The 13807-nt window shown below is 42.7% G+C and carries 8 protein-coding genes; 3 read left to right on the plus strand and 5 right to left on the minus strand.

Going from position 1 to position 13807, the window contains the following annotated elements; genetic code table 11:
• Nucleotides 1–206 precede the first annotated feature (206 nt).
• Nucleotides 207–2042, minus strand: coding sequence for a translational GTPase TypA (typA, locus tag FTU22_RS10730; RefSeq protein ID WP_078192340.1), 1836 nt, complete (start codon nucleotides 2040–2042; stop codon nucleotides 207–209).
• Between the two features lie 173 nt (nucleotides 2043–2215).
• Here typA and FTU22_RS10735 point away from each other — a divergent pair, with 173 nt between their 5' ends.
• The 3 genes from FTU22_RS10735 (at nucleotide 2216) to FTU22_RS10745 (ending at nucleotide 6150) form a co-directional block, all read left to right on the plus strand.
• A complete protein-coding gene (locus FTU22_RS10735) occupies nucleotides 2216–3586 on the plus strand; it encodes a uracil-xanthine permease family protein (protein WP_078191151.1) in 1371 nt (456 codons plus the stop codon).
• A 66-nt stretch (nucleotides 3587–3652) separates the two neighbouring features.
• Nucleotides 3653–4687, plus strand: a complete 1035-nt coding sequence (locus FTU22_RS10740; RefSeq protein WP_180094395.1) for a methyltransferase — start codon at nucleotides 3653–3655, stop codon at nucleotides 4685–4687.
• Nucleotides 4687–6150: an amino acid permease gene (locus FTU22_RS10745; protein ID WP_180094397.1), complete on the plus strand. Its 1464-nt coding sequence runs from the start codon at nucleotides 4687–4689 to the stop codon at nucleotides 6148–6150. The genes FTU22_RS10740 and FTU22_RS10745 overlap by 1 nt, the downstream gene beginning before the upstream one ends.
• A 239-nt stretch (nucleotides 6151–6389) precedes the next feature.
• On the opposite strand, the gene ligA is transcribed toward FTU22_RS10745, so the two are convergent.
• The 4 genes from ligA to FTU22_RS10765 form a co-directional block, all read right to left on the minus strand.
• A complete protein-coding gene (gene ligA, locus FTU22_RS10750; protein ID WP_180094399.1) occupies nucleotides 6390–8423 on the minus strand; it encodes an NAD-dependent DNA ligase LigA in 2034 nt (677 codons plus the stop codon).
• Between the two features lie 98 nt (nucleotides 8424–8521).
• Complete coding sequence (locus FTU22_RS10755; protein ID WP_180094401.1) at nucleotides 8522–9574, minus strand: cell division protein ZipA C-terminal FtsZ-binding domain-containing protein; 1053 nt, start codon at nucleotides 9572–9574, stop codon at nucleotides 8522–8524.
• Between the two features lies 1 nt (nucleotide 9575).
• Nucleotides 9576–13025 (minus strand): chromosome segregation protein SMC, encoded by a 3450-nt coding sequence (gene smc, locus FTU22_RS10760; protein ID WP_180094403.1) that lies wholly within the window; start codon nucleotides 13023–13025, stop codon nucleotides 9576–9578.
• Nucleotides 13026–13035: 10 nt separating this feature from the next.
• Nucleotides 13036–13731: a GntR family transcriptional regulator gene (locus FTU22_RS10765; protein ID WP_180094405.1), complete on the minus strand. Its 696-nt coding sequence runs from the start codon at nucleotides 13729–13731 to the stop codon at nucleotides 13036–13038.
• Nucleotides 13732–13807 lie beyond the last annotated feature (76 nt).

Consider the following 13807-nt stretch of genomic DNA (forward strand, 5'->3'; position numbering starts at 1 on the left):
GTTTTTATTAGATTCTAAATGCCATGTATAAAAATTCACACAAAACATTTTTAATTTTGGTAATACATTCTATTAAAAAGGATTTATCAAAATTATGCATGTCGAATTAAATGAATAAAGTCATTCAATTTTTGCATTTTTATTCAAAACGCCCATGCATAAAAAAACCGCTAACCTAAGTCAGCGGTTTTTTTGAAACTGTAAAATTAAACGTTACGGTTACGTTTACGTTCGTTTTCAGTCAACCAGCGTTTACGGATACGGATTGACTTAGGCGTTACTTCAACTAATTCGTCGTCTTCAATAAATTCAAGCGCTTGTTCAAGCGTAAATTCAATGTGCGGAACAAGAGTCAACGCATCATCAGTACCAGAAGCACGTACGTTAGTTAGCTGTTTCGCTTTAGTTGGGTTAACAGTCATGTCGTCTGAACGTGAGTTAATACCAACGATCATACCTTCATAAACTTCTAACTGAGGTTTAGCGAATAGACGGCCACGGTCTTGTAAGCTGAATAGTGCATAGCCCAAGCAAGTACCTTGAACCATAGAAATCAACACACCGTTTTGACGTTTCGCCACAGTACCTTGTTTCATAGGACCGTAGTGCGAGAAGCTTGAAGTCATGATACCTGTACCTGAAGTCATAGTTAAGAATTCAGAACGGAAACCAATCAAACCACGTGAAGGAACTGTTGCTTCAATACGGATACGGCCTTTACCGTCAACTTCCATATTGGTCATTTCACCTTTACGGTGACCCATTTGTTCCATTACAGCGCCTTGGTGCTGCTCTTCAACGTCAAACGTTACGTTTTCGTATGGCTCTTGTTTTTCACCATCAATTTCTTTGATGATTACTTGTGGACGTGATACGCCCATTTCGAAGCCTTCACGACGCATGTTTTCAATAAGAACTGAAAGGTGAAGCTCACCACGACCAGATACTTTGAAACGGTCAGGACTGTCAGTATCTTCAACACGTAATGCTACGTTGTGAATCAATTCGCGATCTAGACGTTCACGGATATTACGTGAAGTTACGAATTTACCTTCTTTACCAGCAAACGGTGAGTTGTTTACTTGGAAAGTCATCGATACTGTAGGTTCGTCTACAGAAAGTGCAGGTAAAGCTTCAACTGCTTTTGGATCACAGATTGTGTCAGAGATATGAAGTTCATCAATACCCGTTACACAAACGATGTCACCAGCAGAAGCTGATTCAACATCGATACGCTCTAAACCATGGTAACCCATGATTTTTAAGATACGACCGTTACGTGTTTTACCGTCTTTGTCGATTACAGTTACAGGAGTGTTTAATTTCACTGAACCACGTTGAATACGACCAACACCGATAACACCTACGAAGCTGTTATAGTCAAGTGAAGACACTTGCATTTGGAATGGACCGTCAACGTCAACCGCTGGTGGTTCAACGATGTCTACAATTGTTTCGAACAATGGAGTCATGTCTTCAGCAAGTTCTTCTGGAGATGGACCAGCCACACCACGAAGACCTGAAGCATATACAACTGGGAAGTCTAACTGTTCGTCAGAACCACCAAGGTTGTCGAACAAATCGAATACTTGGTCAATTACCCAGTCTGGACGAGCGTTTGGCTTGTCGACTTTGTTAATAATTACGATTGGTTTCAAACCACGTGCGAACGCTTTTTGCGTTACAAAACGAGTTTGTGGCATTGGGCCTTCTTGAGAGTCAACAAGAAGAAGTACGCAGTCAACCATTGACATTACACGTTCTACTTCACCACCGAAGTCGGCGTGTCCCGGGGTATCCACGATATTGATACGGTATTCAGTGTTAGTACGCTTGTCTAACCATTTGATTGCAGTGTTTTTTGCAAGAATGGTAATACCACGTTCACTTTCAATAGCGCCAGAATCCATTACACGTTCGATCTCGCCTGCGCGATCGCCAAGAGCACCTGATTGCTGTAAAAGTTTGTCTACAAGAGTAGTTTTACCATGGTCGACGTGCGCGATGATGGCAATGTTACGGAGAGTTTTAATATCTGACATGTGAATTCGATACGCCTAAAGTTTGAGGGCAAATTATACAGAAAAAATATAGATTTTAGTAGTGACAGTTTATTGACAATCGCATTTTTTTTGACGACTGGTACGCTTTTGGTTTTGTAAAGCTGTGTAAACAGATTAGAATAGCGCCACCTAGCCTTAATTTTCAGTGCCGCATGTCTGATTTAAACCAATCTCCCGAAGCAAAAGATCAACTCGATTTAGTCTATGGATTGAATGATCGACCAAAACCTTTTATTGCTTTTCTCGCTGCGTTCCAACATTTATTGGCCATTATTGTCCCAATTGTGACGCCGGGTCTGCTGATCTGTTTGGCACTAGGTGTGTCAAAAGAAGACACCAATATGATTCTGTCGATGTCATTGGTGATCTCTGGTATCGCAACCTTTTTACAATGTAAAAAAGTCGGTCCATTTGGTGCAGGTCTCCTGATTGTACAAGGAACCAGCTTTAACTTTATTGGTCCTATTATCGGTATTGGTTCTGCAATGGTTGCGGCAGGTACACCTGTAGAAGCAGTTATGGCATCTATCTTTGGTGTGGTGATCGCGGGTTCATTCATTGAAATGGGTGTGTCACGAATCTTACCTTGGGTGAAAAAACTGATTACCCCATTGGTAACAGGTATTGTGGTGCTATTGATTGGTCTGACTTTAATTAAAGAAGGCCTGATCAGTATGGGTGGTGGTTATCAAGCTATGGGCGATAAAACATTTGCCAATGCAGACAACCTCATCATGTCATGTACCGTTTTGGCACTGATCATTTTATTGAACCGTGTGCGTATTACATGGGTAAAAAGTTCTGCCATCCTAATTGCCTTAGTCGTGGGTTACATCCTTGCAGGCTTTATGGGTCATTTAAACTTTGATGGTTTAAAAGATGCGCCACTGGTTCAAATTCCAACACCGATGCACTTTGGCTTAAGCTTCTCTTGGAGCTTGTTTATTCCAATGGCATTTATCTACCTTGTGACATCTTTGGAAGCGATTGGCGATATTACCGCGACTTCTAAGCTTTCAAATCAAGCTGTAGATGGCCCTGAATGGATGAAGCGTATTAAAGGTGGTGTATTGGTGAATGGTGCAAACTCATTCCTTGCCGGTATCTTTAACACGTTCCCAAGTTCTGTTTTCGCGCAAAACAACGGTGTCATTCAGTTAACAGGTGTTGCAAGCCGCTATGTAGGCATTTGGATTGCTGCCCTATTGGTTATTTTAGGCTTACTTCCTGCTGTAGCAGGTGTCATTCAGGCAGTTCCACAAGCCGTGCTTGGTGGTGCTGTGATGGTGATGTTTGGTGCCGTGGCTGCCTCGGGTATTAATATCTTGTCAGGCATTCATTTAGACCGCCGCGCACTATTAATCATTGCGATTTCATTGGCATTGGGTCTAGGTGTTGCACAAGTACCACAAATCCTTGAACATCTTCCTGAATTGTTCCGTAATATCTTCAGTTCAGGCGTTGCCACTGGTGGTATCGCTGCCCTTATTTTGAATATTGTTCTTCCTGAAGTGAAGAAGTAAGTTCATTTGTCAAAGAACACTGCCTAGGTTCCGCCCTAGGCAGTGTTTTTTATGATGGAGAAATCTATGGATCTCACAAGTGAAGTCGTTATACGACAGATCGATTTATTACAAGATCGCGTGCTTTTCGTAAATGCACCGACAGATGACTTACTCAGTCAATTGAATGACAATATTAAGCCATCGATTTGGTGCTGGAATTTTAATGATTTTCAGTACTTTCAAAATCAACAGTCAAACGTCCATTTTGGTGTCGATTTTCCTGAAGGTCAGTTTGATCAAGCGGTTATTTTTGTTCCTAAATCAAAAGAACTGCTGAATTATTTATTACACAATGTGGCAAGTCACCTTGCTCAAGGTGCGTCTATTTTCCTCGTGGGTGAGAAAAAAGGCGGTGTTGAACGCGCAGCAAAACAATTACAACCCTTTGGTAAAACCCTAAAAATTGATAGTGCGCGTCACTGTCAAATGTGGCAAACCCTCTTAGAAAAAACTGTAACACTCAAGCCACTACAAGATTGGGTGCAAAAATATTCAGTTGAGACTCCAAATGGTGAGCTTACGATTTGCGCACTGCCGGGCGTATTTAGCCAGAACCGTTTAGATGTGGGTACGGCTACCTTATTGCCTTATTTATCACAAGTCACTTCGGGCAAAATTGCTGATTTCGGCTGTGGTGCGGGTGTCATCAGTGCTTATTTAGCCAAACTGAATCCTAAAAATCGTATCTTTGCCATGGATGTAGATGCTTTTGCACTGGCTTCTACACAAATGACATTTGAACAAAATTTGCTTGAACCTGAACAACTTGAGATTAAAGCGGTCACAGGAATCGAGGATGCACCACTATTTTTACATGCCATAGTCAGCAATCCACCCTTCCATCAAGGGATTCAAACCGACTACAATGCCAGTGAAAATCTATGCAAAACTTCGCGCAGACATTTGAAGTCTGGGGGTGAGCTTTGGATTGTTGCCAACCGATTCCTCAATTATCCGACTTTAATTGAGCAACATTACGGTCAATGTACAATCAAAGCCGACCAACAAGGATTTAAAGTCTTGTTTGCGAGCACGCAAAAAAATCTTAAGGAACAATGATGAGCGAAACTCAAAAACCAGCTCAGCTTCAGCGTAAGTTGGGTGCTCGCCATCTCAACATGATTGCAATTGGTGGATCAATTGGTACAGGTTTATTCCTTGCCTCAGGTGCCACCATTGCCAATGCAGGCCCGGGTGGCGCCCTGCTTGCATACTGCTTAATTGGTATCATGATTTACTTCTTGATGACCAGTCTAGGTGAGCTTGCAACACATAATCCAACTTCGGGTGCATTCTTTACCTACGGCACAAAGTATGTCGAGGGTGGTTTCGGCTTCGCTTTGGGTTGGAACTATTGGTATAACTGGGCAATTACCGTGGCATTTGAATTGGTTGCTGTCCAATTCATTATGAAATTCTGGTTTCCAGATATTCCGGGCTTCTACTGGAGTGCGATTTTCCTCGCAATCGTCTTTGCTATTAATGCGCTGACCGTAAAAGGCTTTGGTGAATCAGAATTCTTCTTCTCGCTTGTTAAAGTGCTCGCAATTGTTGCCTTTATCATTATCGGCCTGTTTATGATTGGCAAAATCATGCTGACACCGGGCGTAGAAACATTTGCCAACTGGACCAAGGGTGAAGCCCCATTTGTCGGCGGTTTATCTGCCTTGATTGGTGTGGCCATGATTGCCGGTTTCTCTTTCCAAGGGACTGAAATGGTTGGTGTGGCTGCAGGTGAATCGAAAGATCCTGAAAAGACCATTCCTATTGCCATCAAGCAAATTTTCTGGCGTATCTTGTTGTTTTATATCGTGTGTATTTTCATTATCGGCACTCTTATCGCCTATGATGACCCACGTTTATTACAAGCAGCATCTACTGAAAATATTGCACTATCACCATTTACCTTACTGTATGAAAAAGCAGGTTTTGCTTTTGCTGCATCGGTGATGAATGCGGTGATCTTGACTGCGATTTTATCAGCGGGTAACTCTGGTATGTACTCCTCTACTCGTATGCTGTTTGATATGGCACGTAAAGGCAGTGCGCCGAAAGTCTTTGGTCGCTTAGATTCACGTGGCGTACCAATGAATGCACTTTATGCAACTACAGCGATTGCGGCACTGTGCTTCTTAACCACATTTATCGGTGAACAAGCGGTATTTAACTGGTTACTGAACATGTCAGGTATGTGTGGCTTTATTGTGTGGCTCGGTATTGCAGTTTCACATTATCGCTTCCGTAAAGGCTATTTGGCTCAAGGCAATAAATTAGAAGATCTTGCTTACCGTGCAAAATTCTTCCCATTTGCACCGTGGTTTGCCTTTATTTTGTGTGCCATCGTGGTCCTTGGTCAGAACTATCAAGCCGTTTTAGATGGTGAATGGTTGGCCGTTGTTTCTACCTATATTGGTATTTTCTTATTCCTTGCCATTTGGTTTGGTTATAAGTGGAAACACAAAACTAAGTTTGTTTCATATCAAGAAATGGATGTAAAACCAATGAAAGTTGATCAAGAATAATGTGATCACTGAATAAAAAAAGCAGCTCCTAAGCTGCTTTTTTATGGCTAAAATCGTATCTCAATACATTCACGCTTTAACAAAATGCTTAGTGTCTATTTAAAGTACGCTGTCTCACCTATAACCGCCAATTTATCTACTCATTCGATCATTTTTAAGCGCTCAAATAAAAACGCCCAATGCAATGCATCAGGCGTTTGTTCAAAATTAATCACCTTTTCAGGTTTGATTTTCAATACTTAAGAAGCATTATGCTGTTGTACAAATCTAATAAACTCTTCTTCGCTCATCACAGGTACACCCAACTTTTCAGCCTTTTCTAATTTAGAACCTGCCTTTTCACCTGCAACTACACATTTGGTTTTACCCGAAACACTACCACTGACACGTGCGCCTAAGGCTTGAAGCATTTGCGTCGCTTCATCACGACCCATGGTACTCAATGTCCCAGTAATCACCCAACTCTCGCCATTCAGTGGCTGACGACTTGGTGCAACGGGTGCATCCCAATGAATCCCAGCTGCCAACAAACGATCAACCACTTCAAGGTTATGCGGCGCTTGGAAAAAATCGACAATCCATTCAGCGGTAATATCACCAACGTCTGGCGTTTTTTTCAAGGATTCGAGATCTGCATGACGAATCGCATCAAAGGTTTGGAAGGTATTGGCGAGCATGCGTGCCGTGGTTTCACCCACGCCTCGAATGCCGAGTGCATAAATAAATGCACCTAGTGTCGTTTTCTTACTGTTTTCAATAGAATCGGTGAGGTTTTGAACCGACTTTTCACCCATTTTTTCAATGGTCAGTAATTTTTCACGATGCTTATGCAAGCTATAAATATCAGCAACATCTTTGAGCAGATCCAAATGTAAAAGAGATTCCGCCCAACGATCGCCTAAGCCCTCAATGTCCATAGCTTTACGCGATACAAAGTGACGAATCGCCTCAATACGCTGTGCAGCACAGTACAAACCACCTGAACAACGTGCCAAGGCTTCTCCTTCGGGCATCACCACAGGTGAAGAACAGACAGGACAACATTCGGGCAATTGAACTTCAACTGTTTCTACAGGTCGAAATTCAGGCCAAACTTTTTCCACTTTGGGAATCACATCGCCACTACGGTAAACACTCACGGTATCGCCTACACGGACATCTAGGCGGTGAATTTCACCAATATTATGAAGAGTGACATTGGAAACCGTTACCCCTCCGACTGCCACAGGGTTTAAACGTGCGACTGGGGTCAAAGTGCCTGTACGCCCCACTTGCCAATCAATATTTTCAATCGTCGTCAGCGCTGCGACTGCAGGGAATTTATATGCCGTTGCCCAGCGTGGCTCACGGCTTAAAAAACCTAAAGTTTGCTGCTGTTTCAAACTATTCACTTTAATCACCATGCCATCAATTTCAACACTCAGGCTTGGTCGATCAATGATCATTTGCTCATACGCAGCTTGTACGTCCTGAATGCTGTCACATATAAAGTGACGTTCACCGACAGCAAAACCAAACTGTGTCAGCCATTCTAAGCTAGCAGACATGGTGGTTTGACCATGATGTGGTTCGCACTGTGCAATGCCATAAGCATAAAAAGCCAAGGGACGCGAAGCCGCAATTGCAGGATCGAGTTGACGTAAGCTTCCTGCTGCTGCATTTCGTGGATTGGCAAAGGTTTTTTCACCTTTGGCTTCGTTTTCAGCATTAAGCTTTTCAAAGCCTGATTTTGGCATCAGAACTTCACCACGGACTTCAAGCAGACTTGGAATTTCAGTCTGTGTAGAGGTCAGTACTTTAGGTAAATTACGAATGGTTTTTACATTTTGGGTAATGTCTTCCCCTGTTTCACCATCGCCCCGTGTCACACCACGGACTAAAATGCCATTTTCATACCAGAGAGAAATCGCCAGCCCATCAAATTTTAATTCGACATCATATTCAATTTTTTGATTCGGCAAGCGCTCTTCCGCACGACGCGCAAAGGCAAATAAATCTTCTGCATTAAACACATTCCCCAATGACAACATGGGTACTGCATGGGTTACAGATTCAAACTTAGACAAGGCCTTTCCACCCACTTTTGTAGTTGGTGTATCAGGTTGTACTAAATCAGGGTATTGCTCTTCTAAAGCTTTTAATTGGTGAAAAAGTTGATCATATTCACTGTCCTCAATTTCTGGCGTGTCCATAACATAGTAGGCATGGTTATGCTTCGCCAAGAGTTGAATCAGTTGTCGCATCTGTGCAACGACAGTGGATTGTTGTGTCATACATTCACCATAAAAAAGGGCGGTTCATGCTCCGCCCTCAAATTTCATTATCTGTTGCTATTATAGAAACCCACTCGGTGAGTTTCAATCAAAGACGCTTAGACTTCGATAGCTTGACCTTGACGATAATCAATGGCTTGATGACGCCAATGTTCACGCATCTGCGGTGTAAATTCTTGGTTATTTTGATCATACACAGTACCGTCAATTTCACGGGCAATTAGACGTGAAATGCTATCCATGGTATCAAAGGCATTTTGTACATCGCTGTGTGGCAGCGCCAAGAAGAAAGCCAAACCTTTTACTTCTTCAGTCGATAAAGTTTCAAGATCAAAACCTTGCGCAGCGCCATCATTATTCATTTGCAATACAGAGAATAATAACTTTGTACCTTCTTCATCATAGCGATGGAAACAGGCCATTTCGCCAAAACGCAGGCCATATTTGAGTAAAACTTTTAATGCTTTTTCACCTGACAATGCACGGCTATCTGGGAAAACATTTAAGGCGATATAAGTTTCCGCAGTTGCTAAAGCACTTTCTTCATCAACAATTTTTTGTTCATGTAAATGAGCATCCAAAATACTGCTTTCTTCATCAAAATCTCTGATTTCAGCTTTTTCAATTGCGCTATTTACACTAAACTCTGGCGCTTTTTCCGCAGGAACAGCGTCAGCCTGAACGTGTGTCGCAGCAGTCGCTGCGTCATTGGCATCGGCAGCTACAGATGCAACAGTTGTAGATTCAGTTGCTTCTGTAGACAATGTACTGTCTTCTGTTGCAGTTTGAGCGTTTTCAACTGAAACGGGATCCGTCGTTGTCGTCTCAGTCTTTGCCGTAGCCTCAACACTCTGCTCTGCTTGTTCCGTTGCCGTTGCTTCTGGCGTTACATTTGCTTGAACAGCTTCAGTCGCTTCAACCGCTGTAACTTTTTTCTCAGCCAAAGTCGGCTCTACACGTGGCGTGGTTTCAGATGTATTTAACTGATTTCGTACATGGCGCGGAATAACAGGTTGCTGACTATCAGGATTAATATGTAATTCGGTGTCAAGTGATGGCGCTGCATCTGCAGGTTTACGAAACATCATTCGAATACCCACAACCATGATAATTACAGCGATTACAATCCCAGCTATAGTGGTGATTTCCATGTTATGCCTCCGCAGCTAAACCGTATTCTTTGGCTTGCTCTATATTCACAGTCACTAATTTTGAAGTTCCTGGTTCTGGCATGGTCACACCAAGTAAGTCAGTTGCCATTGTCATAGCCAGTTTATTGTGTGTAATGTAGATAAATTGCACTTGTTCTGAAAGCTCTTTTACAAGATTACAAAATCTTCCTACATTTGCATCGTCTAAAGGTGCATCGACTTCGTCTAAAACGCAAAATGGTGCAGGATTTAGGCGGAAAATCGCAAAAACCAAAGCCAATGCGGTCAGTGCCTTTTCACCACCTGACAATAATGCCAAAGAGCTATTTCGTTTACCCGGTGGTCGTGCCATCAGTTTTACACCCGATTGCCAACCATCTTCAAGGCTTAAACTTGCTTCACCACCATTAAATACTTTCGGAAACAACGCTTGAAGTTCTGTATTGACCTTATCAAAAGTGGTCATAAACAGCTTCCGCGTTTCCTGATCAATGCTTTTCATCGCAGCTTGCAGTTGTTCAACGGTCTTTTGCAAGTCATCAATTTGGTGGCTTAAATCATCAAAGCGTTTAGAAACTTCAGTATATTCTTCTGCCGCAGCCAAGTTGACTGCACCCAATTTATCAAACTGCTGCTGTGCTTTTTCTAGTTTTTGCTGATGGGATACCACATCAATGCTTAAGCCCGTCAGCATTTCGCTGTTCATTTCTTTCAGCTGTTCAGAATAATGCTGTAAATCAGACTGCGCGGATTGCCAAGCCAGACGCTTTTCTTCCAATTGCGTACGCAATTTTTCATCTTGCTGTTGATGTGAATGGCGTTGTTCGGTCAATGTCTGTTGTTTGCTCTGAACATTATTGAGTTCAAGCTGCCAGTCATTCCAGGTTTTTTGTAAACGTTCAGTGACTTGAGCCTGTTCAGAATACTGTGACTCAAGCGCAGGCAATTCTAACTGTACCGGATCGACAAATTTCTTTGCCTGCTCCATCTGTCCAAGAATTTGCTGAGTTTGCGCTTTTAAAAAGACCGTGTCTTTTTCTAATAATTCAATCTGTTGTTTCGTCTGTACAGACTGACGACGCACGATTTCCAATTCTTGCTGACTGTGTAATGCCACTTGCTGAGCACTTTCCAGCGCTAGACTCAATTCCTCAACTTGGAATTGCAAGGTCTTATAATTGGGCAAAGCTTGCTCAAGCTTCATCGTCAGCGCATGCAGATCTATTTCTAAATCGTCTTTTTGCATGGCATCTTCTTCAAGCTGTGCTTCAAGTTGCTGTAATTGATCTTCTAACTGCTGCTTTTGTAATGCAAAAGCCTGATTGGAACTTTGTACCTTCGCAATGGCAACATCAGCATTTTGAATGTCTTTTTGCCAATTTTTTAATTGGCTATGTTGCTGTTGCAGATTTTGCTGTAAAGCTTGTACGGCATTTTGCAACTCAGGCAATTGGCCTTCTAGTTGCGTTAGCTTTGGCTGCTGCTCTGCAAGTAATTCAGTCAATTCATCTAAGCGAATACGGTGGCTCAATGCACCTTGCCCTGCTTGGCTGTCCTCATCATAATCTAGACCAATCACCCAATCTGCACCGACATGATAACCATCGAGCGTGAGTATTGACTGACCTGCGGCTAGTTTAGCCTGATGGCTCAATGCCACTGTCAATGTTTCAGCAATCGCGACCTGCTGCCAGATCGAAAGTTGAGGGGCTTCAATCCATGTCGCCAAAGCGTCTAATCCAACGATTTGTACTGCGGTGTGGTGATTGCCTTTGACCTGACGTGCAATACTGTCTTGAAAATTATCACTGTGTCCTAAGACTTGGGCACTCAGCCATTTAGACAAAAATTTCTCGACCAGTTGTGCATGCTGTTTACCCTGTGTGCTCAACTGCAACTGCTGCATTAAATGTTGACGCTGGCTTTGCTGCTTTGGACTGGCTTTAATCATCAATTGGTTTAGGTTTTTCTGCTCTGACAACAGCACCTGTATTTCTGACTTTAGCTGCAGCACCATATTTTTATGCTGTGCCTGCTGTTCTTGTGCAGCTGTAAGCTGTGCTTGAGTTTCGGCAATCACCTGCTCTTGTTGCGTAATTTGTTGTTCGAGCTGTTGCTTATCTTGCTGATACTGCTCCAACTCATCTTGCTGCGCCTGATGCTGAATTTGACCTCTTTGCTGTTGCAGGGTCTCACGTTGTTGCTCAATTCGACCAATATTTTTGGTCAATTGTTCACTCTGCGCCAACATCTGTAGCTTTTGCTGTTGCTGCTTTTCGACTTGCCCACGGCATTGTTCAAATTGTTGAACCGCTTGTTGATGCTGAGCTTTCAAATCAGCTAATTGTTGAGTCTGATCTTGACTACTGCTTTCTTGGCGCTGTAATTGCTCAACAAATCCATCTTGCTGTTCTTGCAGCGTTTCCAGTTGTAACTCTAATAGCTGTAAACGTTCTTTGGTTTGAGCTTTTTGCTTTTCAAGCTCCACCAAACTTGCCGAATTTTGTGCAAATAAACCCTGCTTTTGCTCCAGCGTCATTTTCAACTCAGACAGTTTCTTTTCCGCCTGTTGCCATTCACTTTGTAATGGCGTGGACTGCTGAATAAGCCGTTGAAATAAAGCATTAGTGGAAGATAAGTCATGCTCTAGAGTATTTAGCTCAGAACGCACCAGTTTGAAGGTTTCCCCGAGCTCATTCATCTGAAGCGTGTATTCTTGCTGTAAACGCGTACTTTGCTCACATTGGAAAGACAACACTTCGATCTTAAAAGTACGAATTTGGGTTTCTAATTCTTTGTATTGCACCGCCGTTTCAGACTGACGTTTTAAGGTTTTCAGCTGAGACTTCAGTTCTGATACAATGTCTTCGAGACGTTCTAAATTTTGAGTGGTGTGTTCTAGATGCTGTAAAGTTTCACGACGACGAGCTTGATAGCGAGAAACCCCTGCGGCTTCTTCAATATACACACGCATTTCTTCAGGTTTGGCATCGACCAAACGGTTGATCATGCCCTGTTCAATAATCGCATACGAACGTGGACCTAAACCGGTGCCTAAGAAAATATCGGTAATATCACGACGGCGGCATTTAGTGCCATTGAGGAAATATTCGGATTTACCATCACGATTGACCTGACGACGAACTGCAAGCTCAGTATAGGCATTATAAGCGCCACCTAGCTTGCCATAGGTATTATCAAAACGCAGTTCAACACTCGCCATCCCGACTGGTTTACGCTTTGCCGTTCCGGTAAAAATAACATCTTGCATGGTGCCACCACGCAATTGACGGGCACTGGACTCCCCCATAACCCAGCGAATGGCATCAATCACATTGGATTTACCACAGCCGTTCGGTCCAACAACCGCACTACGGTTGCCTTCAAATTTTAGAGTTGTGCTATCGGCAAAAGATTTGAAGCCGGAAAGTTTTAAACTGCTTAAACGCATAATGTCCTGATCAGCGGCGTGAACGTCTCGCCCACGCTAATTCGATTTGTTTCATCCGTGTTAGTGATTCCAACACAAGGTTGCGTAAGTGTCGACAAAAATCTTCCATAAATAAAGTGGCTTGATGTGATTTTCTGATTAAAACTGCATCAGTCACTAATTTAAACAAATCAAAAGATTCTTGTAGTTCACGTCGTGAAATATTCAGTGTCAGAAAATAACTGCGTCTGAGTGATGGCAACAATTCTTGGTAATAACGCATCAGGTAGGTATTTCCCACCATTTCATGCTGACGAGCCATGCCCTGAAAAATCAGATCATAAAACTTTTCGGTATTGCCTTGGCGAGTTTCTACATCTAATTGTTCAAGTAATAACTGAATACGCTCAGCTTCATGGCTGCGCCACGTTTCCGCCATACGATGCACAATTTGGCCCAACAATAATGCTGCAATATCAAATAATGAGCGCACTTGTAAAGCCGACATTTCAGAGACTAAGGCGCCACGTCGCGGGTAGATTTCAATGAGTTGGGTCCGTTCTAAAATCAATAAAGCTTCACGAACAGAGCCACGACTCACATCCAATTCGGCCGCAACTCTAAGTTCCTGAATACGCTCGCCTTCGACCAACTCACCGCGAATAATTTGTTCACCGATGTGTTTGGCAATTTGTTCTGACAAACTGTCCGCTTCTTGTTGTTGCATACTGTTCCTATCTTTTTTTTATAAGATGCAATGTTCAGATTTACACTCAATCTATTTACATTAGAAACGATAAGCA

It is taken from the genome of Acinetobacter sp. YH12076 (genome assembly GCF_013419525.1).
Lineage (GTDB): Bacteria > Pseudomonadota > Gammaproteobacteria > Pseudomonadales > Moraxellaceae > Acinetobacter > Acinetobacter amyesii.

What these genes read in the sequence shown, in the direction of transcription:
- FTU22_RS10740 (WP_180094395.1), top strand. Translation starts at nt 3,653, where the DNA reads ATGGATCTCACAAGTGAAGTCGTTATACGACAGATCGATTTATTACAA.
- ligA (WP_180094399.1), bottom strand. Translation starts at nt 8,423, where the DNA reads ATGACACAACAATCCACTGTCGTTGCACAGATGCGACAACTGATTCAA.
- FTU22_RS10735 (WP_078191151.1), top strand. Translation starts at nt 2,216, where the DNA reads ATGTCTGATTTAAACCAATCTCCCGAAGCAAAAGATCAACTCGATTTA.
- FTU22_RS10745 (WP_180094397.1), top strand. Translation starts at nt 4,687, where the DNA reads ATGAGCGAAACTCAAAAACCAGCTCAGCTTCAGCGTAAGTTGGGTGCT.
- FTU22_RS10755 (WP_180094401.1), bottom strand. Translation starts at nt 9,574, where the DNA reads ATGGAAATCACCACTATAGCTGGGATTGTAATCGCTGTAATTATCATG.
- smc (WP_180094403.1), bottom strand. Translation starts at nt 13,025, where the DNA reads ATGCGTTTAAGCAGTTTAAAACTTTCCGGCTTCAAATCTTTTGCCGAT.
- FTU22_RS10765 (WP_180094405.1), bottom strand. Translation starts at nt 13,731, where the DNA reads ATGCAACAACAAGAAGCGGACAGTTTGTCAGAACAAATTGCCAAACAC.
- typA (WP_078192340.1), bottom strand. Translation starts at nt 2,042, where the DNA reads ATGTCAGATATTAAAACTCTCCGTAACATTGCCATCATCGCGCACGTC.